Annotated in this window: 22 protein-coding genes and 1 pseudogene; 18 read left to right on the forward strand and 5 right to left on the reverse strand. The window is 61.4% G+C overall.

Going from position 1 to position 26,118, the window contains the following annotated elements; translation table 11 throughout:
- Positions 1-3: 3 nt before the first annotated feature.
- A complete protein-coding gene (locus tag RS887_RS13225; protein WP_322615722.1) occupies positions 4-894 on the reverse strand; it encodes a LysR family transcriptional regulator in 891 nt (296 codons plus the stop codon).
- Between the two features lie 226 nt (positions 895-1,120).
- On the opposite strand from RS887_RS13225, the gene RS887_RS13230 reads away from it, so the two are divergent.
- Positions 1,121-1,885, forward strand: coding sequence for a sulfite exporter TauE/SafE family protein (locus tag RS887_RS13230; protein ID WP_322615723.1), 765 nt, complete (start codon positions 1,121-1,123; stop codon positions 1,883-1,885).
- Here RS887_RS13230 and RS887_RS13235 read toward each other — a convergent pair.
- Positions 1,875-2,189 (reverse strand): putative quinol monooxygenase, encoded by a 315-nt coding sequence (locus RS887_RS13235; RefSeq protein ID WP_322615724.1) that lies wholly within the window; start codon positions 2,187-2,189, stop codon positions 1,875-1,877. The two genes, RS887_RS13230 and RS887_RS13235, sit on opposite strands and share 11 nt — an antisense overlap.
- Before the next feature lie 162 nt (positions 2,190-2,351).
- Between RS887_RS13235 and RS887_RS13240 the strand changes: the two genes are divergently transcribed.
- The 7 genes from RS887_RS13240 to RS887_RS13270 all read left to right on the forward strand — a co-directional run bounded on the left by RS887_RS13240 (position 2,352) and on the right by RS887_RS13270 (position 10,370).
- Positions 2,352-2,942: an NAD(P)H-dependent oxidoreductase gene (locus tag RS887_RS13240; RefSeq protein WP_322615725.1), complete on the forward strand. Its 591-nt coding sequence runs from the start codon at positions 2,352-2,354 to the stop codon at positions 2,940-2,942.
- 201 nt (positions 2,943-3,143) lie between these two features.
- Complete coding sequence (locus RS887_RS13245; RefSeq protein WP_322615726.1) at positions 3,144-4,055, forward strand: LysR family transcriptional regulator; 912 nt, start codon at positions 3,144-3,146, stop codon at positions 4,053-4,055.
- 278 nt (positions 4,056-4,333) lie between these two features.
- Complete coding sequence (locus RS887_RS13250) at positions 4,334-5,779, forward strand: SulP family inorganic anion transporter (RefSeq protein WP_322615727.1); 1,446 nt, start codon at positions 4,334-4,336, stop codon at positions 5,777-5,779.
- Positions 5,780-6,001: 222 nt separating this feature from the next.
- On the forward strand, positions 6,002-7,351 hold the full coding sequence (locus RS887_RS13255; RefSeq protein WP_322615728.1) for a GntP family permease: 1,350 nt from the start codon (positions 6,002-6,004) through the stop codon (positions 7,349-7,351).
- Positions 7,352-7,365: 14 nt separating this feature from the next.
- Positions 7,366-8,226, forward strand: coding sequence for a MurR/RpiR family transcriptional regulator (locus RS887_RS13260; RefSeq protein ID WP_322615729.1), 861 nt, complete (start codon positions 7,366-7,368; stop codon positions 8,224-8,226).
- Position 8,227: 1 nt separating this feature from the next.
- Entirely contained in the window at positions 8,228-9,694 is a 1,467-nt protein-coding gene (locus tag RS887_RS13265) for a D-aminoacylase (RefSeq protein WP_322615730.1), read from the forward strand.
- 307 nt (positions 9,695-10,001) lie between these two features.
- Positions 10,002-10,370, forward strand: a complete 369-nt coding sequence (locus RS887_RS13270; protein WP_322615731.1) for a glyoxalase superfamily protein — start codon at positions 10,002-10,004, stop codon at positions 10,368-10,370.
- A 26-nt stretch (positions 10,371-10,396) separates the two neighbouring features.
- On the opposite strand, the gene RS887_RS13275 is transcribed toward RS887_RS13270, so the two are convergent.
- Positions 10,397-11,425, reverse strand: coding sequence for an AraC family transcriptional regulator (locus tag RS887_RS13275; RefSeq protein ID WP_322615732.1), 1,029 nt, complete (start codon positions 11,423-11,425; stop codon positions 10,397-10,399).
- Between the two features lie 209 nt (positions 11,426-11,634).
- On the opposite strand from RS887_RS13275, the gene RS887_RS13280 reads away from it, so the two are divergent.
- The 8 genes from RS887_RS13280 to RS887_RS13315 all read left to right on the forward strand — a co-directional run bounded on the left by RS887_RS13280 (position 11,635) and on the right by RS887_RS13315 (position 22,254).
- On the forward strand, positions 11,635-13,230 hold the full coding sequence (locus tag RS887_RS13280) for an FAD-binding oxidoreductase (protein ID WP_322615733.1): 1,596 nt from the start codon (positions 11,635-11,637) through the stop codon (positions 13,228-13,230).
- A 5-nt stretch (positions 13,231-13,235) separates the two neighbouring features.
- Complete coding sequence (locus tag RS887_RS13285; protein ID WP_322615734.1) at positions 13,236-14,825, forward strand: glycerol-3-phosphate dehydrogenase/oxidase; 1,590 nt, start codon at positions 13,236-13,238, stop codon at positions 14,823-14,825.
- 20 nt (positions 14,826-14,845) lie between these two features.
- Positions 14,846-16,414: an FGGY-family carbohydrate kinase gene (locus RS887_RS13290; protein WP_322615735.1), complete on the forward strand. Its 1,569-nt coding sequence runs from the start codon at positions 14,846-14,848 to the stop codon at positions 16,412-16,414.
- 239 nt (positions 16,415-16,653) lie between these two features.
- Positions 16,654-17,943 (forward strand): phospholipase, encoded by a 1,290-nt coding sequence (locus RS887_RS13295; RefSeq protein ID WP_322615736.1) that lies wholly within the window; start codon positions 16,654-16,656, stop codon positions 17,941-17,943.
- A gap of 60 nt (positions 17,944-18,003) precedes the next feature.
- Positions 18,004-19,959, forward strand: a complete 1,956-nt coding sequence (locus RS887_RS13300; protein WP_322615737.1) for a DUF1302 domain-containing protein — start codon at positions 18,004-18,006, stop codon at positions 19,957-19,959.
- A 172-nt stretch (positions 19,960-20,131) separates the two neighbouring features.
- The gene (locus RS887_RS13305; protein WP_322615738.1) at positions 20,132-21,505 is read left to right on the forward strand and encodes a DUF1329 domain-containing protein; all 1,374 of its coding nucleotides are present in this window, start codon (positions 20,132-20,134) and stop codon (positions 21,503-21,505) included.
- A gap of 87 nt (positions 21,506-21,592) precedes the next feature.
- On the forward strand, positions 21,593-21,838 hold the full coding sequence (locus RS887_RS13310) for a FitA-like ribbon-helix-helix domain-containing protein (RefSeq protein ID WP_007973186.1): 246 nt from the start codon (positions 21,593-21,595) through the stop codon (positions 21,836-21,838).
- Positions 21,835-22,254 carry a type II toxin-antitoxin system VapC family toxin gene (locus RS887_RS13315; RefSeq protein WP_322615739.1) on the forward strand — a complete coding sequence of 140 codons (420 nt, stop codon included), beginning with the start codon at positions 21,835-21,837 and terminating at the stop codon, positions 22,252-22,254. Before RS887_RS13310 ends, RS887_RS13315 begins: the two co-directional genes overlap by 4 nt.
- Positions 22,255-22,378: 124 nt before the next feature.
- Here the strand turns inward: RS887_RS13315 and RS887_RS30600 are convergent, their stop codons facing one another.
- Entirely contained in the window at positions 22,379-23,242 is an 864-nt protein-coding gene (locus tag RS887_RS30600; protein WP_416339971.1) for a methyl-accepting chemotaxis protein, read from the reverse strand.
- Positions 23,243-23,284: 42 nt separating this feature from the next.
- Positions 23,285-24,298, reverse strand: a pseudogene (locus RS887_RS30605) (methyl-accepting chemotaxis protein); the annotation flags it as partial.
- A gap of 259 nt (positions 24,299-24,557) precedes the next feature.
- On the opposite strand from RS887_RS30605, the gene RS887_RS13325 reads away from it, so the two are divergent.
- Both RS887_RS13325 and RS887_RS13330 read left to right on the forward strand, forming a co-directional pair.
- Positions 24,558-25,229 (forward strand): histidine phosphatase family protein, encoded by a 672-nt coding sequence (locus tag RS887_RS13325; protein WP_322615741.1) that lies wholly within the window; start codon positions 24,558-24,560, stop codon positions 25,227-25,229.
- A 32-nt stretch (positions 25,230-25,261) separates the two neighbouring features.
- On the forward strand, positions 25,262-26,095 hold the full coding sequence (locus tag RS887_RS13330; RefSeq protein ID WP_322615742.1) for a phosphatase PAP2 family protein: 834 nt from the start codon (positions 25,262-25,264) through the stop codon (positions 26,093-26,095).
- Positions 26,096-26,118: the final 23 nt, after the last annotated feature.

The following is a 26,118-nucleotide window of genomic DNA, read 5'->3' on the forward strand; positions in this document are numbered from 1 at the left end:
TCTTCAAAGGAAGTCGCCCTGCAATGCCTCGAACAAGGCTCTGGCATAACCGGGCAGGTTGTCGAATGAGCGGGCACAGAGCAGCAGTTTGCGCTGCGCCCAGTCTTCCTCCAGCGCGAAACTTTTCAACGGCTCATCGAGCGACCCGCGCTGGATCGCCGCCAACGGCACAATCGCCAATCCGGCTCCGTGAGCGACCATGCGCATCACCCCGTCGAAGCCGTCGGCGCGGATGCGGATCTGCATCCGTAGGCCGGTGTGCAGCGCCTGTTCCTCCAGGTACACGGCGAGGGCGCTGTTGGCGTTCAGGCCGACGTAATCGTGACGCAATGTGTCGGTGAAACTCACTGAGGCCGCCTGTGCCAAGGGATGTTCGCGGGGCATGATCAACACCAGCGGATCATCACAGAATGGGTGGGTTTGCAGGTCATCGGTGTCCACCGCGTCGGAAACGATGCCCAGGTCCGCCGCCCCCTGGCGCAAGGCATGGGTGATGCGGGCACTGGGCAGTTCCTGCAGGTCGATGTCGAGGTTGGGGTGGCTGCGCAGGAAGTCCGCGAGCAACTCTGGCAGGTATTCGGTGATCGCCGTGGTGTTGCACAGCAGTCGCACCTGACCTTTGACGCCCTTGGCGTACTCGGCCAGTTCCTGTTGCAGGCGTTCGGCCTGTTGCAGCAGAACCCGGGCGTGCCGCGCCAGGGCATTGCCGGCCGGTGTCGGGCTGACCCCACGGCGATTACGCTGAAGAAACTCGACGCCCAGCGATGCCTCCATGGCGCGAATTCGCGCGCTGGCCGCGGCGAGGGACAAATGACTGCGTGCGGCGCCGGCGGTGATGTTGCCAGTGTCGAGGATGTTCAGGTACAGGCGCAGGTCGGTGAGGTCGAAGTGCATCGGTACAACCTTGAATTTGATGTTGTCTGGGCGGACGCCTTCGCGGGCAAGCCCGCTCCCACAGGTGACCGAGTTCTCATGGAAGAAATGCGATCCACTGTGGGAGCGGGCTTGCCCGCGAAGAGGCCAGTCGCTGCAGCGAAATATTCAGCCTCTGTCAAGGCAAGAGGCAACCTCAGTATATGGCAGATTTTCAATCAACCCTCGCGGGCTCACCATAGCCCCCATGAATACACTCTCGGCGTTTTATCAGAATCTCGGATCGGCCCTTTCGCTGTTGGTTATCGGTACCTTTGTGCTGGCCGGCATGATCAAGGGCGTGATCGGCCTCGGCCTGCCGACCGTTGCCATGGGCCTGCTCGGTCTGGCTATGGCGCCGACGCAGGCAGCGGCGCTGTTGATCATTCCGGCGACCCTCACCAATGTCTGGCAACTGGCATTCGGCGGTCACCTGTCGGGGCTGGTCAAACGGCTGTGGCCAATGCTGCTGGCGATTTTTCTCGGCACCGGAGCGGGCTCGCTGTGGATCGGCATGAGCGGTGGCCATTGGGTGGTGCGGGGGCTGGGGGCGGCATTGTTGCTGTATGCGCTGAGCGGTTTGTTCCTGCCGACTTTGCACGTGGGGCGGCGCAGCGAACGCTGGCTCGGGCCATTGTGTGGCGTGCTGACCGGTGTCATCACTTCGGCCACCGGCGTGTTCGTGATTCCGGCGGTGCCTTATCTGCAGGCGCTGGGTTTGGGCAAGGACGAGCTGGTGCAGGCGCTGGGCCTGTCGTTCACCGTCTCGACCCTGGCCCTGGCCGGTGGATTGCTATGGCGCGGCGCTCTCGGCGGGGGCGAGTTGAGCGCGTCGCTGCTGGCGCTGATCCCGGCAATGCTTGGCATGTGGCTGGGGCAATCGCTGCGCCAGCGGATCAGCGCCCTGTGGTTCAAGCGGGTGTTCTTCATTGGCCTTGGTGTGCTCGGCGGCCATTTGCTGATCAGCGGCTAGCGGACGACGGGCTGATCATCTCGATGGCGCGGATCTCGAAGTCCCGTTCCAGGTATTCTTCGCGCTGGTCGAGGAACTGCTTCATGTGCGGCAGGTTCGAGTGCACATCCAGGTGGGCCCGGGATTGCCAGATCTCGTAGAAGATGAACAGGGTCGGGTCCTGTTTGTCGCGCAGCATGTGGTATTCGATGCAACCGGGTTCGGCTCGGCTCGCTTCCACGTAGCTGCTGAAGAACGCTTCGAAGGCGTCGGATTTTTCCGGGCGGGTCTTGGCGTGCAGGATGAAGCCCTGGATTTCACTCATGTACATCTCTCCTCAAGTCAGAACTGGCGCCAGTCTAAGGCAACAATCTCCTGTTGATTCGTGCTTGTAGCTCAAATGAATTTTGCCAAATCGATGCTTATTCCGCGCGAAGCCGGTCGGTACTCTGCCGCCATCGAATTCCGACCCTTCCCGAGAACTCCCATGAAAAAAGTCCTGTTGCTCAATGGCGGCAAAAAATTTGCGCACTCCGATGGTCGCTACAACACCACCCTGCATGAAGCCGCGTTGAGCGTGCTGGATCGCGGTGGCGTGGATGTCAAAACCACCTTCATCGACGAGGGCTACGACGTCGCCGAAGAAGTGGCCAAGTTTCTCTGGGCCGACGTGATCATTTACCAGATGCCCGGCTGGTGGATGGGCGCGCCGTGGACCGTGAAGAAGTACATCGACGAAGTCTTCACCGAAGGCCATGGCAGCCTCTATGCCAGCGACGGTCGCACCCGTTCGGATGCGTCGCAGAAGTACGGCAGCGGCGGCCTGATTCACGGCAAGCAGTACATGTTGTCGTTGACCTGGAACGCCCCGCAGCAAGCCTTCGACGACCCGACCGATTTCTTCGAAGCCAAAGGTGTGGACGCGGTGTACTTCCCGTTCCACAAAGCCAACGAGTTCCTTGGCATGACCGGATTGCCGACCTTCCTGTGCGTGGACGTGATGAAACGCCCGAACATTGAAGGCGACGTGGCACGCTATGCGCAGCATTTGACTGAGGTGTTTGGCCTCAAGGCGTAACGCTCGGCTACTATCGATCATCTGGGCATGGCACCGTACTGTGGCGAGGGAGCTCGCTCCCGCTCGGCTGCGCAGCAGCCGTGAAACCTGAGCATGCGGTTTGCCTGATGTACCAGGTTGGCTGATATTGGGACCGCTTTGCGGTCCAGCGGGAGCAAGCTCCCTCGCCACAATAAGCATGCATTCGATAAAGGGACATACGTGAAAGCCAGATCCGATGAATTGCAGATATTCGTCTGCGTGATTGAATGCGGGTCGATTTCTGCGGCGGCCGAGCAGGTCGGGCAAACGCCTTCGGCGGTCAGTCGTACGCTGTCGCGGCTGGAGGCCAAGCTCGACACCACGCTGATCAACCGCACCACGCGGCGCATGGACCTGACCGAAGAGGGCAAGTACTTCTTCGAGCACGCCAAGCGGATTCTCGATCAGATGGACGAACTCGAAGAGCGCCTGTCCTCACGCCAGCAAACGCCGTCCGGGCGTTTGCGTATCAACGCGGCATCACCGTTCATGCTGCACGCCATCGTGCCCTACATCGATGAATTCCGCCGGCTCTACCCCGACATCCAACTCGAACTCAACAGCAATGATCTGATCATCGACCTGCTGGAGCAGAGCACCGACATCGCCATCCGCATCGGCACCCTGACCGACTCGACATTGCATGCCCGCTCCCTGGGTTGCAGCCCGCTGCACATCGTCGCCAGCCCCGCCTACCTGAAAAAGCACGGCACACCGACAGCCGTGGCGGACCTGGCCAACCATACGCTGCTGGGGTTCACCCAGAACGAAGGCCTCAACCAATGGCCGTTGCGTTACGTGCATGGCGATCGCTGGCCGATCCAGGCGTCGATCAGCGCCTCCAGCGGCGAAACCATCCGACATCTGGCACTGGACGGCCAGGGCATCGCCAGCCTGTCGCATTTCATGACCATCGAAGACATTCGTGCCGGACGCTTGAAAGTGTTGTTGGCCGAGTTCAACAGCGGCTATCGCCAGCCGATCAATGCGGTGTACTACCGCAACTCGCAACTGGCCCTGCGGATTCAATGCTTCCTGGACTTTATCCAGGGCAAGTTGGCGGATTATGCGAGTGCAGACTTCAAGGGTTGATTCTTGATTGCTGCGCAAGGCTGGGGGCCGAAACGCACGTCGGTGGTTGAGTGGATTCGTGGCGAGATGGTGTGAGTTCGCTGTAGACCGCGTCATCGTTCTTCGCGAGCAAGCCCGCTCCCACAATTGATCGCGTTCCGTCAGAAGGAATGCGGCCGAGTGTGGGAGCGGGCTTGCTCGCGAAGACATTTTCGATGACACAGATGATGGCCGGGCTGCCCTCGATTCCGTAACATCCGCACACTCTTCTCTCGTCTCTCCCTGTGTGCGGTCCCCCCATGAAAGCAAAACGTCTACGCGCCGATGTCCTGGCCGGACTTACCACCTCCTTTGCCCTGTTGCCCGAGTGCATCGCTTTCGCGCTGGTGGCGCATCTCAATCCACTGATGGGGCTCTATGGCGCATTCATCATCTGCACCCTGACTGCGCTATTTGGCGGGCGACCAGGCATGGTGTCCGGCGCGGCGGGCTCGATGGCCGTGGTGATCGTCGCGCTGGTGGTGCAACACGGCGTGCAGTATTTGCTGGCCACGGTGTTGCTGGGCGGACTGATAATGATCGCGTTCGGGCTGCTCAAGCTCGGCAAGCTGGTGCGCATGGTGCCGTACCCGGTGATGCTCGGTTTCGTCAACGGCCTGGCGATCGTCATTGCCCTGGCGCAACTGGAGCACTTCAAGAACGGTGGGACCTGGTTGAGCGGTACGCCGCTGTACATGATGCTCGGGCTGGTCGCGGTGACCATGGCCGTTGTCTATGTGCTGCCGCGCCTGACCCGTACGGTGCCGCCGGCGCTGGTGGCGATTCTCGGTGTGGGCCTGGCGGTGTATCTGCTTGGCCTGCCGACCCGCACCCTCGGCGACATGGCGCACATTGCCGGTGGCTTGCCGACGCTGGCGCTGCCGGACATCGCGTGGAATCCGGACACCCTGCGGATCATCGCGCCCTACGCGATCCTGATGGCGCTGGTCGGGTTGCTGGAAACCCTGTTGACCCTGAACCTCACCGACGAAATCACCGAGAGCCGTGGTTACCCGGATCGCGAGTGCGTGGCGCTGGGGGTGGCGAATGTGGTGTCCGGTGCGTTCGGTGGCATGGGCGGTTGCGCCATGATCGGCCAGACCATGATCAACCTCAGTTCCGGTGGTCGCGGGCGCGTGTCCGGGGCGGTGGCCGGAGTGTCGATCCTGCTGTTCATCCTGTTTCTGTCGCCGCTGATCGAGCGCATTCCATTGGCCGCGCTGGTCGGGGTGATGTTCGTGGTGTCGCAACAGACCTTCGCCTGGGCCTCGTTGCGGGTGCTGAACAAAGTGCCGCTGAATGACGTGCTGGTGATCATCGCGGTGACGGTGATTACCGTTTTCACCGATCTGGCCATCGCGGTGCTCTGCGGCATCATCATTGCGGCGCTGAATTTTGCCTGGCAGCAGGCCCGCCAGCTGTATGCCGACAGTCATCTGGAGAACGATGGCAGCAAGCTGTATCGGCTGCATGGCACGCTGTTCTTCGCCTCGACCACACCCTTTCTCAATCAGTTCGATCCGGCCAATGACCCGGCGCAAGTGACACTTGATTGCCAGCACTTGAGTTTTGTCGACTACTCGGCCATCGCCGCGCTGGGCACCTTGCGCGAGCGCTACACCAAGGCCGGCAAGCACCTGCGGGTGCTGCATTTGTCCGAACGCTGCAAGAAACTGCTCAAGCGCGCCCGGATGCAGCACGACTGACCTCAGATCATTCGATCTTTCCCACACTGAGCGTGGGAAAGATCTGCCTTTCGGCGATGAAAGTTCGTACGGCCGACTTTCATAATTCGCGACACACCATGTCTCTGTACGACACCTCTTACCCGTGAACGAAAATTACTTTCACCTCGTTTGAAAATCACCTGTCGAAATGTTTTAAGAGTTTCACAAATATTTCGACGTGACCCTCTCGAGGAGTACCGCATGACCCCGTCCTTCGGCTATTGGCTGCTGGTGTATGCCGCCGTTGCCATCATCGCGCTGATCGTTCTGATCGCCCGTTACCGGCTTAATCCGTTCATTGTCATCACCCTGATTTCCCTTGGCCTGGCGCTGGTCGCCGGGATGCCACCGTCCGGTGTGGTGGGGGCGTACGAGGCCGGTGTCGGCAAAACCCTGGGGCACATCGCGCTGGTGGTGGCGCTGGGGACCATGCTCGGCAAGATGATGGCCGAGTCCGGTGGCGCCGAGCAGATGGCGCGCACGCTGATCGACCGTTTTGGCGAGAAGAACGCGCATTGGGCGATGGTGTGCATCGCGTTTCTGGTCGGGCTGCCACTGTTCTTCGAAGTCGGTTTCGTCTTGCTGGTGCCAATTGCCTTTACCGTGGCGCGGCGCGTGGGCGTATCGATCCTGATGGTCGGCTTGCCGATGGTCGCCGGGCTCTCGGTGGTGCATGCGCTGGTGCCGCCGCACCCGGCGGCGATGCTGGCGGTACAGGTGTATCAGGCATCGGTGGGGCAGACGTTGCTGTACGCGATCCTGATCGGCATTCCGACGGCGATCATTGCCGGTCCCCTGTACGCCAAATTCATCGTGCCGCGTATTCAATTGCCGGCGGAAAACCCGCTGGAGCGACAGTTCCTGGAGCGTGAACCCCGCGACAGCCTGCCGGGTTTCGGCACCACCATGGCGACCATCCTGTTGCCAGTGGTGCTGATGCTGATCGGCGGCTGGGCCAATCTGATTTCCACGCCGGGCAGTGGCTTCAACCAGTTCCTGTTGTTCATCGGTAACTCGGTGATCGCGCTGTTGCTGGCGACATTGCTGAGCTTCTGGACCCTCGGCCTGGCCCAGGGCTTCAACCGCGAATCGATCCTCAGGTTCACCAACGAATGCCTGGCGCCGACCGCGAGCATTACGCTGTTGGTAGGCGCCGGTGGTGGCTTGAACCGGATTCTGGTGGACGCCGGCGTCACCGACCAGATCGTTGGCCTGGCCCACGAATTTCATCTGTCGCCACTGTTGATGGGCTGGCTGTTTGCCGCGCTGATGCGCATCGCCACCGGTTCTGCCACTGTGGCCATGACAACCGCTTCAGGTGTGGTCGCACCCGTGGCCATTGGTCTGGGTTATCCCCATCCGGAGCTGCTGGTGCTGGCGACCGGCGCCGGGTCGGTTATCTTTTCCCACGTTAACGACGGCGGTTTCTGGTTGATCAAGGAATACTTCAACATGACCGTTGCCCAAACCTTCAAGACCTGGACCGTGCTCGAGACGTTGATCTCGGTCGTTGCCTTCGGACTGACCGTTGGCCTTTCTTATCTGATTTAGCCGGAGCCACACGTATGGACATCCTCTACCAGATCCGTGCCCGTCAGGACTCCTTCAGCGCCGGTGAAGGACGCATCGCCCGCCTGATGCTCGACGACGTAGGATTTTCCGCTTCCGCCAGCCTCGATGAACTGGCGCAGCGGGCAGAGGTCAGCACCGCCACGCTGTCGCGTTTCGCCCGCACGGTCGGCTGCCGGGATTTGCGCGACTTGCGTTTGCAATTGGCCCAGGCCAGCGGCGTTGGCAGCCGGTTTCTCGACCCGGCGGGCACACCCGAGCAGTCGGCGTTCTACGGGCAGATCGTGAGTGACATCGAATCGACCTTGCGCCAACATCTGGCGGCGTTCGATGAGTCGCGTTTCGCAGATGCGGTGAAACTGCTGGGTAAGGCGCGGATGATTCACGCTTTCGGCATGGGCGGTTGCTCGACCCTGTGCAGCGACGAACTGCAAGTGCGCCTGGTGCGCCTCGGCTATCCGATTACGGCGTGCCACGATGCGGTGATGATGCGCGTCACCGCCGCCAGCCTCAGCGCTGAACACGTGGTGATTGTCTGCTCGCTGACCGGGATCACCCCGGAGCTGATTGAAACGGTGGAGCTGGCGCGCAACTATGGCGCCCGCATTCTGGCCATTACGCTCGCGGGTTCACCGCTGGCGCAACTGGCCGACATCGTCCTGCCCCTGCAAAGTGCCGAAACCTCGTTCATCTACAAACCCACGGCAGCGCGCTACGGCATGCTGCTGGCCATCGATGTGCTCGCCACCGAGCTGGCCCTGGCCAATCCTGAAGACAATCAAGAACGTCTGCGGCGGATCAAACTCGCCCTGGACGAATACCGCGGTGGCGACGATCACTTGCCGCTGGGAGACTGACATGCAGTACGACACGCTGATTCGCAACGCCCTGATCATCGACGGCAGCAACAGCCCCGGTTACCCCGCCGACGTGGCGATTTTCAACGGGCGCATCGAGCGTATCGGCGACTTGCGCGATGCCCACGCAAACGAAGAAATCGATGCACAGGGCCATGTGCTGGCGCCAGGGTTCATCGACGTGCACACCCATGACGACACCGTGGTGATTCGTCAGCCGCAGATGCTGCCCAAACTCAGCCAGGGCGTGACCACGGTGATCGTCGGCAACTGCGGGATCAGTGCGTCGCCGGTGAGTTTGCGCGGCGATCCGCCGGATCCGATGAACCTGCTCGGCACGGCCGCAGCGTTCGTTTATCCGACCTTCCGCGACTACCGCACGGCGGTCGAAGCGGCGAACACCACGTTGAACGTTGCCGCGCTGGTCGGCCATACGGCGTTGCGCAGCAATCATCTGGACGACCTGTTTCGCACCGCCACGGCCGATGAAATCAGCGCGATGCGCGAGCAACTGCGTGAAAGCCTCGAAGCCGGCGCCTTGGGCTTGTCCACCGGCCTTGCCTATGCCAGCGCCTTCTCGGCATCGACCGATGAAGTGATGCAGCTGACCGAAGAATTGACGGCATTCGGAGCGGTCTACACCACCCATCTGCGCAGCGAATTCGAACCGGTGCTGGAGGCCATGGACGAGGCGTTCCGGATTGGTCGCCATGCACAAAGCCCGGTGATCATTTCCCACCTCAAATGTGCCGGTGCCGGAAACTGGGGGCGTAGTCCGCAGTTGCTGGCATCCCTCGAACAGGCGGCGAAGACCCACCCGGTCGGTTGCGACTGTTATCCCTACGCCGCGAGCTCATCGACCCTGGACCTCAAGCAGGTGACCGATGCCCACCGCATCACCATCACCTGGTCGACCCCGCATCCGGAGATGGGGGGCCGCGACCTGATGGACATCGCCGCCGAATGGAAAGTGCCGTTGCTGGATGCCGCCCGCCGACTGCAACCGGCCGGTGCGGTGTACTACGGAATGGATGAGGCGGACGTGCGCCGGATCCTCGCGCATCCGCTGTCGATGGTCGGCTCGGATGGCTTGCCGGAAGACCCGTTCCCACACCCACGCTTGTGGGGCGCATTCCCCCGGGTGCTCGGACATTTCAGCCGTGACGTAGGACTATTCCCGCTGCACACCGCCGTGCACAAAATGACCGGGCTGTCGGCGGCACGCTTCGGTTTGAAGGAACGCGGTGAAATCCGTGAAGGTCATTGGGCGGACCTGGTGTTGTTCGATCCGGCAACCATTCGGGATGTCGCCGATTTCAACGATCCGCAGCGGGCGGCGGAGGGCATTGAAGGGGTGTGGGTCAACGGTGTGTTGAGTTACCGTGATGGCCAGGCCAACGGGCGCAGGGAAGGACGGTTTTTGGCGCGGCAGGGTGATTTGCGTGACGGGTTTGTTGGATTGCGGTGAGGCGAAAAGATCGTAGCCTTCGGCAGCTCCTACAGGGAAATGCAATCCATGTAGGAGCTGCCGCAGGCTGCGATCTTTTGATCTGCGTCACATAGTGGCAATGTGCAATTAAAGAATTCTCCCACCAAGCCGAATTGCTGACATCAAGCCCAACTATCATTGCGGTTCGGTTACGTATTTTGTAGGAGCGAGCTAGCTCGCGATGGACAAAAGAGCGCAGCGTTTACCCAGTAGACACGCGTCATCATTAACGACCATCGCGAGCAAGCTCGCTCCTACAGGTCTTTCATTGTCTGGGAGCAATCCGATGAGCTTCGGCAAAACCACTCCGGTCCTGCGTATTTTCGACGAAGCCAAGGCAGTGGAGTTCTACGTCGACTTCCTCGGTTTCAAGATCGACTGGCAGCATCGATTCGAAGCGAATTTCCCGCTGTACCTGCAAATCTCCCGTGGCGAATGTGTGCTGCACCTGTCCGAACACCATGGCGACAGCGCACCGGGTTCTTCGCTGCGGATCGAGACCGATGAACTGGAGAAGTTTCAACAGCAACTGTTGACCAAGGAATACAGCTTTTCCCATCCACAGATTCAGGCCATGCCGTGGGGCAGCCAGGACATGACCATCGCCGACCCGTTCGGCAATCGGTTGGTGTTCACCAACGCGATCAGCCTCTGAGCCTCCAGCCCCTCAGACTTAAGCCTTCAGCCTTCGTTCTGCACCCGGTGGGTTTGGCGAAACTCGCCTGGCGGCATCCCGCGCCGGCTTTTGAACGTGCGGTGAAACGAGCGGGGTTCGGTGAAACCCAGGTACTGGGCGATGTCCTGAATCGGCAGGGTGCTGTTGAGCAGGTAATGCTCGGCCAGTTCCTGGCGCAGGTCATCGAGGATCTGCTGGTACGACGTACCGGCCTGATGCAGCTGGCGTTGCAGCGTGCGCACTGACACGGCGAGATGCTCGGCCACCTGCTCCTTGCGTGGCAGACCTTCCTTGAGCAACTGGCGCAGGATGCTTTTGACCCGCTGTTCCAGCGATGCATCCTCCAGCGTGGCCATCAATCCCTGGGCATGTTCTTCCAGCGTACGCAGCAATTGCGCATCGGCCTGGCGCAATGGCAACTGCAAATACGGCAACGGGACAATCAGCGCCGAATAAGGCTGGTCGAACAGTACCGGACAGTCGAAGAGCTGCTCGTACTGTGCCAGCGTCGTGTCGGCCGGACGTGCATGTTCCAGCCAGACGGCGGCCGGCGACATAGGCGTGTCGGCGATCCAGCGCGCGTATTGCAGCCAGGAACCGAGCACGTTTTCCACCAGGTGCCGGCGAATTCGCGGGCGTTGATGGCGGCATGTCCAGATCAGGTGCACGTTGCTGTCCTGCACCTCGGCACGGCTGACGCCCATGTCTCCCACCAGCTTCTCGAACGGCATGATGCGGCTCATGGCGTCGCCCAGTGTCGCGCAGTTCATGGTGATGTAACCCAGCACGCTCCAGGAGTTGGGCAACACAAAACGCGCGGCGTTGAGACCGAACAACGGATCGCCCGAGTGTTCGCAGAAATAATCGAGCAGCCGTTCATGGGCTTCACCCGGCAACCGCAGGCTGTTGTCACTCAACTGCTGCGCCTGCAACCCGGCAGCCGCCAACGCAGGCTCGATGGCCATGCCCAGTTGTTCGGCATGACGCAGGTATTTGAGCAGCGGCGGAACTGAAGTGAAGCCCAGGGATTGCATGATCGTTTCCTTTGATCAAGGCCCGCGTGCGCGGATGAATGCCCTGAAAGGTAATTTGAAACCACGGCTAAAGTAAATGGCTGACGCTTGCGCGACGTTTGACTCAATTGGCTACTCGAACTGGCCGGATGCGACCGTGACACTTTCCGGCGGCTGACTAGTATGGGGGCCTGAAATATCACTGATCAGAACCGCAAAAGGACACACGCATGCGACGCTGGAACGGCTGGGGAGATGCAACCACGGTGGTCGAACTGCCGGCCCAGGGCGCGAGTTTTCTCGCCCAACGGGTGGGTGACGGTCGAGCGCTGCCCGATGCGACGCTTGAGACGGCATTGGCCCGCGTGCCCCCGTCGCGGTTGCAGCAGCACTTCTTGTACAGCGTGGATGCCCATGATCGCTTGCTGCATGCTCGCGGCCAGAGCCTGCCGGACTGGCTGGCGTTGCGTGAAGGCGCGTTGGGCAATTACCCCGACGCCGTGGCCTATCCCGAGAGCGCCGAACAGATTCGCCAGTTACTGACACTCGCTTATGAGCAGGACCTGTGCCTGATTCCTTATGGCGGCGGCACCTCGGTGGCCGGTCACATCAACCCGCTGAGTTCCGCGCGGCCGGTGGTGACGGTTTCCCTGGCCCGCATGAATCGCCTGCTGGACCTCGACGAAGAGAGCCTGCTGGCCACCTTCGGCCCCGGCACCAGCGGGCCGCAGGTGGAAAGTCAGCTGCGCGCCCGGGGTTACACCCTGGGGCATTTCCCGCAGTCGTGGGAGCTGTCGACCCTGGGCGGTTGGGTCGCCAGCCGCTCCAGTGGCCAGCAGTCGTTGCGCTATGGGCGCATCGAGCAACTGTTTGCTGGGGGGACTCTGGAAACATTCGCCGGGCCGTTGGACATTCCCAGCTTTCCGGCCTCGGCGGCCGGCCCCGATCTGCGCGAAGTGGTGTTGGGATCCGAGGGCCGTTTCGGGATCATTTCCGAGGTGAAGGTACGGGTCAGCGCACTGCCCGCCGATGAGCGTTTCTATGGGGTGTTTCTGCCCGATTGGAGCAGGGCGCTGCAAGCCATCCGCCAGTTGGCCCAGGCGCGGGTGCCGCTGTCGATGCTGCGCTTGTCCAACGCGGTGGAAACCGAAACCCAGTTGGCGCTGGCCGGTCACCCACAGCAGATCGCCTGGCTGGAAAAGTACCTGGCCCTGCGCGGTGCCGGTGCGGGCAAATGCCTGCTGACGTTCGGCGTGACCGGCAATCGTCGGCAAAATGCGCTGTCCCTGCGTCAGGCCCGGCAGCATCTCAAGGCGTTCGGCGGGGTGTTTACTGGCACCTTGCTCGGCAAGAAGTGGGCGCAGAACCGTTTTCGTTTTCCCTACCTGCGCGAAAACCTGTGGAACGCCGGTTACGTGGTGGACACTCTGGAAACGGCCACTGACTGGAGCAACGTCGATAACCTCCTCACGCTGGTCGAAAGCAGCCTGCGCGACGCCTTGGCTGCCGAAGGCGAGCGGGTGCATGTTTTCACCCACCTTTCCCATGTCTACGGCGAAGGGTCGAGCATCTACACCACCTATGTGTTTCGCCCGGCGGCGGACTACCCCGCCACCCTGGCGCGCTGGCAGGCACTCAAGCAGGCGGCCAGCCAGACCATCGTCGACAACCACGGCACCATCAGTCACCAGCATGGCGTGGGCAAGGACCACGCGCCGTACCTGCGCCGGGAAAAGGGCGCGCTGGCAATGGACACCCTGCAGGCACTGAGTCGGCATTTCGATCCGGCCGGGCGACTGAACCCTGGCACGCTGTTGCAGGAGTGACGGCCATGAGCCTGGACTGGAACGCGGCGTGGCGACAGCAGGTGCTGCCGACGCTGGCGGATGAAACCTGGGACCTGATCGTCATCGGCGGCGGCATCAGCGGCGCCGGTATCCTGCGCGAAGCCGCGCGCCGAGGCTGGCGTTGCCTGCTGCTGGAGCAGCGCGATTTCGCCTGGGGCACCTCCAGCCGCTCCTCGAAAATGGTCCATGGCGGCCTGCGATATATCGCCAAGGGCCAGTGGCGCCTGACCCGCGATTCGGTCCGCGAACGCCAGCGCCTGCTCGACGAAGCGCCGGGGCTGGTGGAACCGATGAGCTTCATGATGCCGCACTACCGTGGCGGTTTTCCCGGACCGCGGGTGCTGGGGGGCTTGCTGTCCGTCTATGACGCATTGGCCGGGCGGCGCAGCCATCGCTTCCATGACGCGCAACAACTGCGTTATCTGGCGCCTGGGGTGAAGGAAGATGACCTGCTGGGTGGCACCTGTTTTGTCGATGCGCTGACCGATGATGCTCGTCTTGTGATGCGCGTATTGGGTGAGGCCCGGGCCGACGGCGCCGTGGTGCTCAACGGTGTGCGCGTGCAGCAATTGCTGCGTGACGCGGGGCGCGTTTGTGGGGTTCAGGTCGAAGACTGCGAGGGTGGCGGATTACTGACATTGCGTTGTGGTGTGCTGGCCGTGGCCACCGGCGCGTGGGCCGAGCGCTTGCGCCCGTCCGATGCGCCTCGCCAGTTGCGCCCGTTGCGTGGCAGTCATTTGCTGTTGCCGGGCTGGCGCCTGCCAGTGGCGCAGGCCTTCACCTTCCTGCACGAGCGTGACCGTCGACCGGTGTTCGTTTTCCCTTGGGAGGGGGCCACGGTGGTCGGCACCACGGACCTCGATCATCACGGTGATCTGGACCAGAGCGCGAGCATCAGCCTTGAGGAGCTCGACTATCTGCTGGCTGCCTGCAACCAACAGTTTCCCCAGGCCGAGGTGGTCGCTGCCGATGTGCTGTCGACCTGGTCGGGAGTGCGCCCGGTGGTGGGCAGCGCTGCGGGTGAACTCAAGCCCTCGAATGAAACCCGTGAGCATGTGCTGTGGCAGGAGCCGGGTTGCGTGACCCTGGCCGGCGGTAAGCTGACCACCTTTCGCCCGCAAGCCATCGAAGTGCTCAAGGCCTGCGCGAGCATGCTCGACCGCCCCTTCGATGATGACGCCGCGCCAGTGTTCGCCAACGTGCCGCCGCTGGCGATACCTGGACTCAGTGGCAGCCAGTGGCGGCGCCTGGCCGGGCGGCATGGTCGTGACCTGCCGAGGCTGGCGCAACTGATTGCCGAATTGGGCCATGAAACTGTAGGAAGCACAGACACCCTGTGGACAGAGCTGGCCGTTGCCTGCGATGCGGAAATGGTCCTGCACCTGGATGACCTGTTGCTGCGCCGAACCCGCCTGGGCCTGTTGCTGCCACGAGGCGCCGAAGATTATTGGCCGGCGATTCGCCGACTCTGCCAGCCGCGGCTGGGCTGGGACGATGAGCGTTGGCAACAGGAGCAGCAGCGCTACCTGGCGTTGTGGCAACGCCATCATGGTTTGCCGGATGCCGCGCATTGATGCCCATTGAAGAGAGCTCCATGGATAACCACCCGAACAAGCGTTACCTGTTGGCCATCGACAATGGCACCCAGAGCGTGCGCGCGCTGCTCTTCGACCTGCAGGGTAATCTGCTGGGCAAAGGCAAGGTCGAGTTGCAGGCCTATTACTCGACTCAACCCGGCTGGGCCGAGCAGGACCCGGAGTATTACTGGGCAAAATTGGGTGAGGCCTGCCAGCAGTTGTGGCAGCAAACCGGTATCGATCGTTCACAGATTGCCGGTGTATCCCTGACCACCCAGCGTGGCACCGTGATCAACGTCGATGCCCAGGGCAAGGCGCTGCGCCCGGCGATACTGTGGCTCGATCAACGCCAGGCCGAAGTCGAAGGCTGTATCAAGGGGCCGTGGGGCTGGCTGTTCAAACTGGTCGGTGCGCAAGCCACGGTGGACTACTTTCGCGCCCAGGCCGAGGCCAACTGGATCGCTCGTCACCAGCCGGAAGTGTGGGCGGCGACCGACAAGTTTTTGCTGCTCTCGGGGTTTCTCACCCATCGCCTGTGCGGGCGTTTTGTCGATTCCATAGGCTGTTGCGTCGGTTACCTGCCGTTCGACTTCAAACGCCTGAAATGGGCTGCACCCGCCGACTGGAAATGGCAGGCGCTGGCGGTGCGCCCCGAGCAACTGCCGAGCCTGCACAAGCCCGGTGAAACCCTGGGCTATATCAGCGCTGAGGCCAGTCGCCACACCGGCATTCCCGAGGGACTGCCGCTGATCGCCGCGGGTGCCGACAAGGCCTGCGAAGTCGTGGGTGCCGGCGTCGTCGACGCCAGCACCGTGTGCCTTTCCTACGGCACCACGGCGACGATCACCAGCACCCGGTCGCGCTACCTGGAAATCGTTCCGTTGATTCCGCCTTACCCGTCGGCGGTGCCGGATCAATTCAACTGCGAGGTGATGATCTATCGCGGCTACTGGATGGTCAGCTGGTTCAAGAACGAGTTCGGCCTGCGCGAGATGCAACAGGCCAAAGCCCAGGGCGTGGAGCCTGAGCAACTCTTCGATGCGCTGGTCGACGCCGTGCCACCAGGCTCCATGGGGTTGATGCTGCAACCCTACTGGTCGCCCGGCATCCGCGAGCCGGGTGTGGAAGCCAAGGGCGCGATGATCGGCTTCGGCGACGTGCATACCCGCGCGCACATTTACCGGGCGATCCTCGAAGGCCTGGCGTATGCCTTGCGTCAGGGCATGGAGAAGATCGAGAAGCGTTCGAGGGTCTCCATCACGCGCTTGCGCGTCGCCGGTGGAGGTTCGCAGAGTGATGCCGCGATGCAACTCACGGCGAACATTTTCGGCCTGCCGGCCGAGCGTCCGCATGTCTACGAAGCGTCCGGCCTGGGCGCGGCCATTTGCTGCGCGGTGGGGCTGGGGCTGTACGCGGATTTCCCCACGGCGACGGCCGCCATGACTCGGGTCGGTGCGGTATTCATGCCGCAGCCCGAGGCGCAGCAGATCTATGAGCGACTGTACAAGGAGGTCTACCTGCGCATGTATCGACAACTCAAGCCGTTGTACCAAAGCATCCGCAAAATTACCGGTTACCCGGCCTGATAGAACACCGCCACCCACTGTGGGAGCGGGCTTGCTCGCGAATGCGGAGTGTCAGTACCGATTGACTCCACTGACCCACCGCATTCGCGAGCAAGCCCGCTCCCACAATGAACTGTGGTGTTTTTTGCACCGAGGCGTGGCGCTATCGGAGAACTTTTCTGGTGAGATTGGACAGTGTCAGGGGCGGGGTCGGTTGTTAGGCTCAACCCCTACTGCACATCCAATAAGAACCAAAAGCAATGAAGCTGACATTCCTCCTGTTGCTGCTTTGTGCAACGGCCCCGACAGCGTGGGGCTGGTCCAACCATACGGTGGGCAGTTACCTGGCGTTGAAGGACCTGCCGGCGTTGCGCGATGCGCCACCGGTCGAAGTCGAGCGACTGGAGCAGTTTCTCGCGCAGCAATATCAAGCCGTGAGCGCGCTGCTGGATGAGCAGGAACGCTTTGCCCGCGAGCACTTCGCCCAGTACCCACCGCGCCCCGACAGCCTGAAATTGCCAGCCGTACCTGGGGACAATCTGCGCCACGACTTCCTCACCGCGCTGCGGATCAATCCGCAAATTCATCTGGCGATGGTCATTCAGCCGTTGCCCGGCAAGGATCTGCCCGAGCGTGAACACCTCAAGGCCGAGCAGGTCATGGTCGAGCAGACGCTCTCGCCATGGAATCGCCAGCGCTTCATCCGCATAAGCGAACACGAACAAGTCGCGCCCCTGGCCGTGTTGGCCAGCGCCGCTGACGAGCCGGATTACGGCCACGACATCAACCTGTTCAGCGACAACCCGGGCGAAGTCGGCACGTTGTACGGCTTCGGCCCGCAGCCCTTCGGTGACGCGCGGTTTCAGTACAGCTCCCAGGCGCCGTTCCATATGGGCTTCTTCCACGAGAGCCCGGTGGTGTACGCCGCTGCCGGATTTCTCGAACGCAGTTGGCCCGACTGGCGCGCCTATCAATACATGGGGTTGGCGCGACTGGCCTTTGCCACCGGCCATTCTTACTGGGGCTATCGCTTTCTCGGTTGGGGCCTGCACCACATTCAGGACCTGACCCAGCCTTATCACGCCAAGCCATTGCCCGGCGTCGACCTTGCCAGTCTTCTTCTGCTGGAAGGCAAGGCACTGGCCGGTTTCGCTGCCGACAAGCAGGCGGCCATCGAACGCGTCGCGACCCGGCACATGGAAGTGGAGAAGTATCAGTCGACCTGGCTGCGTCGTTTGCTGCGCGCGGGTCAGCCCCATCCGATGCTCGATGCTTATGCCGACTCTGCCCAGGACGCCCATTACCCGCCGTACTCGGTGGACTACCTGCGCGAAGTGGTGAGTGCCGAGTCCGTCGACGCATCCGCAGCGTTTGATCAAGCCATCGGCCAGTGGTTGGACACCGCACCGGTCACCAGCGACTTCAGCAGCGGTAATCAGCTGCAGCGCGAAGACTTCGACCATCCGGCACTTAACCGACAGCTGTTCAAACTGCTGGGGCATTTCGGCGCCCACAGCCGGATTTATACCCGTGCGGGATTGGCGCCATAGCCATCGCAGCAACAGTGTCAGAAGACAAAAACAATAAAACCAGGGAAAGAGGAACGGATCATGAGCACTCGATTTCGCCTGTCTGGCGCGGCGCTTCCCGGCGTGGGCCTGGCAGGGCTGCTGCAACTGTGCGCGGTCGACGGCGTGCAGGCGGGGGAGTTCAGTGTGCTGGACAATCAGGTCACCGGTTCATTCGACAGTACCTTGTCCTATGGCCGCCTGTGGCGGGTCCAGGGCCGGGACAAGAACAACGACGACATCAATACCAACGACGGCAATCGCAACTTCGACACCGGGCTGGTTTCCGAGGTGTACAAGATCACCTCGGAGCTTGAGGCCAACTATCAGAACTACGGAATGTTCGTGCGTGGCACCGCGTTCTATGACACCCAACTGATGGACAAGCGCAACGATTACTACCGCAACAACAACCCGTCGCAACCCAGTCAGAGTTTCCCGCAGGACGACCACTTCACTGACCAGACCCGCGATATCGCCGGCAGCCGGGTGGAGATGCTCGACGCCTACATCCATGGCAGCTGGGACGTAGCGCAGATGCCGCTCACGGCACGTATAGGGCGCCAGGTGTTCAACTGGGGCGAGGGGATTTTCTACCGTGGCGGGATCAACACCACCAACCCGGTGGATGCGGCCAAGTACCGTCTGCCCGGGGCCGAAGTCAAGGAAGTGCTGGTACCGGTGGAAGCGCTCAGCTTCAACATCGGCCTGACCGACACCCTGACCATGGAAGGCTTTTACCAGACCAACTGGAAGGAAACCCGCATCGACCCGGTCGGCACTTTCTACTCGCAGACGGACCTGTTCGCCGACGGCGGCAACTCCGCCTACAACAACTTTACCGGTACCGCGCTGGACACCCCGGTGCCAGGCTTCGGCAACGTGATCGGTCTGTACAGCGCGCTGGGCAACAACCCGGTACTCAACCAGGCCCTGAGCACCACCGGCCTGTACGCCAAAGGGGTTACCCCTGCCTTTGGCAACACCGTCAAAGTGGCCTCGGTCGGCAAGGATTTCAACGCGCGCAACGACGGCCAGTTCGGTTTCGCTTTTCGCTACATCGCGGAAGAACTCAACAGCACCGAGTTCGGGTTGTACATGGTCAACTACCACGCCAAGGAACCGACCATTTCCGCCGATCTGGGAGGGTACAAGGGCATCGACATGAATGCCCTGACCAACCTGTTGACCGGTGTCGCCGGCAGTCAGGCGGGGCAACTGGCCAACGGCCTGGCGACCGTGGATGTGCTGGGCAATATCCAGGCGCATCGGCGCTACGCCGAAGACATCCGTATGTACGGCTTCAGTTTCAACACCACCCTGGGCCAGGCGTCGGTGTTCGGTGAAGTGGCTTATCGGCCGAACCTGCCCATCGGGATCGCCGCCACCAACGACCTGATCGGCGACCTGGCCAACGGCGCTGCCGCCGCGGCAGCCGGCCAGACGATCAACATTGGCGGGCAGCAGGTCACGCTCGCCAGCCAGATCAATAACGCCGAGCGGGTGGAAGCCTTCAACACGTCCTTGGGCACCATTTACAACTTTGGCCCGAGCCTGTCATTCGACTCGATGTTCGGCGTGTTCGAGCTGGCGTCCGAGCACCTGCGCGGCAGCAGCCTGCAATACACCGCTTTTGACGGCAGTACCCGTTACTTCGCTGGCACCGGTAACTTTTCCTATGTGTCCGGCGGCGAGCGCAGCGACCAGGTCAACCGCAACTCCTATAGCTACACCGCGATGCTCAATGGCACCTGGAACGACGTGTATGCCGGCGTCAACGTCTCGCCTTACGTCGTCTACAAGGATGACTTCGAGGGCAACAGCTATCAGGCGGGCAACGTCATCGAGGGCCGCAAGGCCTACACCCTGGGGATCAAGGCCAACTACCAGAACAAGCTGGAGGCCGAGCTGCAATACACCGAGTTCTATGGCGGTGGGCAGGACAACGGCCTGCGTGACCGCGACAACGTCGGCTTCAACCTCAAGTACTTCCTTTGATTGCTACACGTATTCCCATTGTGGGAGCGGGCTTGCTCGCGAAAGCGGTGTATCAGGCGACAACTGTGCTGGATGTGCCGCCCTCTTCGCGAGCAAGCCCGCTCCCACATTGGATCTTTTGTGTATTGCAGACCGCACTCCCATGCGGCTGTTTTTATTTCGGAGAACGTCCATGTTTGACCTTCCACGACTGACCAAGACCACGCTGGCGCTGTTCCTGAGCCTGGCCGCCGGCAGCGCGCTGGCCGCGGTCACGCCCCAGCTGGCCGAGCAATTGAAAACCACGCTGACGCCGCTGGGGGCCGAGCGTGCCGGCAACGCCGCCGGGACCATACCGGCCTGGAACGGCGGCATCACCCAGGCGCCGGCGGGCTACAAGCCTGGCCAGCATCACCTGGACCCCTATGCGGCGGACAAGCCGCTGTTCACCATCACCAAGGCCAACCTCGATCAGTACAAGGCCCACCTCAGCCCGGGTCAGATCGCACTGTTCAACAGCTACCCCGACACCTTCCAGATGCCGGTCTACCCCTCTCGCCGCTCTGGTTCGGCGCCGCAGTGGCTGTATGACAATACCTTGAAAAATGCGACCTCGGCCAAGCTGCTCGATGGCGGGACCGGTTTTGCCGATGCCTACGGCGGTGTACCGTTCCCGGTGCCCAAGGACGGGATCGAGGTGTTGTGGAACCACATCACCCGTTATCGCGGCATCTATGTGGTCCGGCGTGCCTCCGAAGCGCCGGTACAACGTAACGGCAGCTTCGCGCTTGTGACCTCGCAGCAGGAGGGGTTCTTCAACTATTACCGTCCGGGCGGGCAGTTTGCCGACCTGAAAAACATCCTGTTTTACTACCTGGCGTTCGTGAAGAGCCCGGCCCGGCTGGCTGGCGGTGCGGCGTTGGTTCACGAGACCCTGGACCAGCTCAAGGACCCGCGTCAGGCCTGGGTCTACGACGCGGGCCAACGTCGCGTGCGCCGGGCGCCGAACCTCGCGTATGACACCCCGATCGCCTCATTCGACGGCCTGCGCACGGCGGACGATACCGACCTGTTCAACGGCTCGCCAGACCGCTACGACTGGAAGCTCAAGGGCAAGCAAGAGGTCTACATTCCCTATAACAATTACAAAGTCGGCAGCCCTGAGGTGAAGTACGCGCAGTTGCTTACACCGGGCCACCTCAACCCCCAATTCACCCGTTATGAGCTGCATCGGGTCTGGGTGGTCGAAGGCACGCTCAAACCAGGTGCGCGGCACATTTATTCCAAGCGCGTGCTGTTTCTGGACGAGGACAGTTGGGGCGCCGCACTGGTGGATCAATATGACGGGCGAGGGGAGTTGTGGCGGGTGTCGATGGCCTACCTGAAAAACTTCTACGACCTGCCCACCACCTGGAGTGCACTGGACGTCTTCCATGACTTGCAGGCGCGTCGTTACTACGTGCAGAACCTGGATAACGAAGAGCCGGCCACCGTGGACTTCGCCCAACCGGTGCCGGAAGACGCGTACTTCATGCCGTCGGCATTGCGCCAGCGTGGGACGCGGTGATATTGGCCACTCGGAAGAATGCCGGGTTTTGGTTGGACTGAATGTGCTAGCCTGCAATCAATGATTTCATTGATTGCAGGAGGTATCATGGCCAGCATCACAATTAGAAACCTTGATGAAAAGCTCAAGGAGCAGTTGCGTATCACAGCGGCTCATAACGGACATTCCATGGAAGAAGAGGCTCGCCTGATTCTGGGCAGGGCCTTGGCGACGGTTGATCGCGCCGGTGGACTTGGAAGCAGGATCCGCAACAGATTCAGCACTCTCGGAGGCGTCGAGCTTGATCTGCCAGAGCGTTCAGAGAAAGCAACGGCGGTGGATTTCTCTGAATGATAGTGCTCGATACCAACGTTCTTTCAGAGTTTATGCGAGTCGAACCTGAAACCCGGGTGCTTGCCTGGGCCGATGCGCAGCCGGCGATGGATCTGGCAGTCAGTGCGGTGACGGTGGCGGAAATACTCCACGGCATCGCGCGCCAGCCTTCTGGCAAGCGCAAACAGAAACTTGAAGCCCATGCCATGGCAATGTTCGAAGAGGACTTTGCCGGACGCATTTTGCCGTTCGATGCCCATGCCGCTGTTGAGTACGCAACGCTGGCCGCAGGTGCTGAAGCCAATGGGTGTGCGGTTTCAATGGCTGATGCGCAAATTGCCGCCACTTGCCGAAGCCATGGGGCTGCCATAGCCACCCGCAATGTTCGAGATTTCAAGTTCAGCGGTGTTGAAGTGATAAATCCCTGGATGAGCTGAACTCCCCTGTAGGAGCGAGCTCGCTCGCGAAGAACTTGCCAGCGCCGCGGTCATTCAGAATGCACGCGTTATCGTTGACCACCATCGCAAGCAAGCTCGCTCCTACAGGACGAGCCTGAATACATCACACGCGGAAGTGGCTCACCATCTGCTGCAATTGACCACCCAGCCGCGCCAGTTCAACGCTGGACTTGGCGGTCTCATCGCTCGCCGCAGCGGTCTGTTCGGATACATCGCGCACGTTGATGATGCTGCGGCTGATCTCTTCGGCCACGGCGCTTTGCTGTTCGGCGGCGGCGGCGATCTGCTGGTTCATCGACTGGATGTTGGACACCGTGCGGGTGATGTTCTCCAGTGACTCGCCGGCCTTGCGGGTCAGGGCCACGCTGCTGTCGGTGAGGGTGCGGCTGTTGTTCATCACGGCCGACACTTGTTGCGTGCCGTTCTGCAGGCCGGCCACCAGGCCTTCGATTTCCTCGGTGGATTTCTGCGTGCGCTGGGCCAGGCCGCGGACCTCGTCGGCCACCACCGCAAAACCACGGCCGGCTTCCCCGGCGCGGGCCGCTTCGATGGCTGCATTGAGCGCCAGCAGGTTGGTCTGCTCGGCCACGGCCTTGATCACGTCCATGACACTGCCGATCTTGTCGCTTTCCTGTTGCAGCACGCTCATGGCTTCGGTGGAACGCGCCACTTCGCTGGCCAGACGCTCGATCTGGTTGATGGCTTCGTTGACCACCTTGTCGCCTTCACGGGCTTCGCCGTCCGCCGCTGCAGCGGCTTGCGAGGCTTCTTCGGCGTTGCGCGCGACTTCCTGCACGGTGGCGGTCATTTCGTGCATGGCGGTCGCGACCTGATCGGTCTCGACTTTCTGACTGTTGACCCCGGCGCTGGTCTGCTCGGTCACGGCCGACAGCTCTTCGGCGGCGCTGGCGATCTGGGTCACGCCGTCGCGGATGCCGCTGATCAAGTCGCGCAGGGTCACGCCCATGCGTGCTATGCCTTGCTGCAACACGCCGAGTTCGTCGCGGCGGGTGACCAGCACGTTCCGGGACAGGTCTCCGCTGGCGATGCGGTCGACCACCGCCAGGGTTTCGCGCAAAGGACGGGTGATCTGGCGAGTGATGACCACGGCGGCAATGACGCCCACCAGCAACGCCAGCATGGTGCTGACCAGCTGCAAGGTGCGCGCCTGGGCGCTTTCGGCGTCACGACGGTCGAGCTGGATCTGATACAGCTGATCGCTCAGGGAGACGATGGCGGCGCCCTGGTCAGTCATTTCCTGGCGCGCTTGCACCGCGTCATTGCTGGCAGCCTTGTAGGCCTGCAAGGCGTTGCGGTAGTTGCCCAACGCAGCCCCCAGCTGACGCAGGGCGTCTTGTTGGGTATCGGCGAAATGCGCGTTCAGCGGTTTCAGGCTGGCAATGGCGGTGTCCAGTTGGCCGACCGCTTTTTGCTCGGTCTCGGCATTGGTACTGGCGGTGTAGCCGCGCACTTCGTAGCGGGCCAGCAGAAACGCTTCCCTGGCAGCCGTAATGGCCTGGAACTGTTCAAAGCGCTGGTCGCTCAGCGGCATTTGCTGCACGCGGGTATTGATGTCATTGATCAGCGTGTTGGCGGTTTCGGCGTTGGCACTCATGGCGTCGCGGGCGCTGTTGCCGGCGCGATAAGCGTTGCGCATTTTGCCGAGGGACGCCCTGTAGGCGTCGATGACGGCACCCTGCTCTCGGAGCAGCTTGAGGTTTTCCGGGCTCTTGAACTTCGCCAGCAGGGCCTGTTGTTGGGCCGAGAAGGCGTCGAGGGTGGTCTGCACGCTCTGCGCGGCGGTTTCGTCGCCGTTGGTGAGCATGTATTGCAGGCGAACCACGCGCAGCTTGGTCAGGCCGGCATTGAGCTGGGTGATGTCGCTCATCCAGTTGCTGCGGTCGATCAACCCGCCCAGGCTGGTCCAGCCGGTCAGGGCGAGGACGCAGGTCAGTGCCAGGACCAGGCCAAATCCCAGGCCCAGTTTCAGGTTCACGCTGATGTTGCCGAACCAGCTATTCATCAAATTCCTCCAGGAACGTAGGGCTTCTATTTCGTCGGTTGGCTGGAAGATTGTTTTTTTTGGGGGCCGCCAAGCTGTGTAAGCAAGATGTATCGGCAGCAATCCCGGTAGCTGAAAGGTTTTTGTGCGGCGGATTCTGTAACAAGGTTTTTGCAGCGTTTTAAGCTTTTTTTCACATGTCTTTCACCCGCTGACAACGCACATGTCCTTAACCTTTTCGGTTCTAATGAGGTGATCCGTGCCGGCGAGGCGGCTTGATGTGGAATTAAGACTGAGTCTTTTCGGGATAAAACGCTCGATCGATCTGAACCGCTTCGCCCGTTATCGCAACGCTGCGGTGGTGTTGGCCTCGGCGCTGCTGGTTGTCCCGCTGACCGTGTTTTTGCTGCGTCCCGCCACTGCGCCGGACCTGGCCCATGGCAATGTGGCCGGTGCACAGGCCTTGATGACAGGATGGGCCAAGGGCGACATGATCGTGCTGGTGCGCCACGTCGAGCGCTGCGATCACTCCTCGGCGCCTTGCTTGGTGGGCAACGATGGCATTACCGCGCGCGCTCGCAGTGTTGCCGAGAGCCTCGGGGCACAGTTCAAGCACCTTGGCCTGGGCAAGGCCGATATCTACAACAGCCCGATCCTGCGCACAGCACAGACCGCCAACTTCATGTTCAACAAGGTTGTCACAGGGCAAGACTGGCTGATTAGCTGCAAGGGCACCATGCTGCGCGACGCGCTTGCGCATAAAGTGGCCGGGCGTAACCTGGTTCTGGTGACCCACAGCGAGTGCATGGAGCAAATGGAAAAAGACCTGAAGCTACCGCCTACGACGCTGGGTTATGGCGCTTCGCTGTTTATTTCCGCCGAAACCCCGCAAACTCCGCGCATGCTGGGTTTCATCGATGCCTCTGACTGGAGTTCGGTGAACACTCATTGAGTTTTCCCTCCTTTTTTCAATCAGGATTCACAATGCTGACCGCTTCTCGCTACCGCTTTTACTGGGTGAATTTCGGTATTCCGCTGGCCTGCGCGGTCGCGGTGTTCCTGATGTTCGACATGACCAAAATCGACATCGCCTTCAACAATTACTTTTTTGATCCGGTGACGCAGACGTACCCGCTGGATCAGGTCCATCTGTTCGAAAAAATCACTCACAAATGGGCGCGGATCATCCCGAACTGGACCGGAGAAATTGCGATTATCGGTGCCTTGCTGTCGTTTCTCTGGCCGCGCCTGAAGGCTGAAAAGCACTCGAAAATCATCGCTTTCCTGGAAAAAATCAAAGTCGCCCCGGTGCTGCGCTTTGCCACCCGGCACCGTCGGGACTTTCTCTACGTGGTGTTCGCGTTTTCCATCAGTACCGGGGTCATTCACTACCTCAAGGGCCACACCAGCGTGTATTGCCCGATCGAGACCACCCAGTACGGCGGCAAAAAGGAGCACGTGGAGTGGTATGAAAATTTCGACCTGCTGAAAGTCGCCGGTGACGGTCGCTGCTGGCCGGGCGGACATGCGTCGGGTGGTTTCACCATGTTGGCGTTGTACTTCGTGGCTCGCCGTTATCGCTGGCGCTATTCCAAGGCGATCATGTACGGCTCGCTGACCCTCGGTTTCATCTACGGCACAACGCGGGTGTTGCAAGGCTGGCACTACATGTCCCACACCCTCTGGGCCGGGATCTTTGTGTGGCTGGCGTGTTTGCTGACGGCGCTGGCGTTTTACGGGCGAGCGAGGCTGGAACAGCCGGTGCTTTCCAAAGCGCAACAACCGGCACCGGCGACTCAGGCTCAGCCAGTGAATTGAGTCGGCTTTGAACAGCAAGACCC

The organism is Pseudomonas sp. BIC9C, assembly GCF_034541995.1.
Lineage (GTDB): Bacteria > Pseudomonadota > Gammaproteobacteria > Pseudomonadales > Pseudomonadaceae > Aquipseudomonas > Aquipseudomonas fluorescens_CC.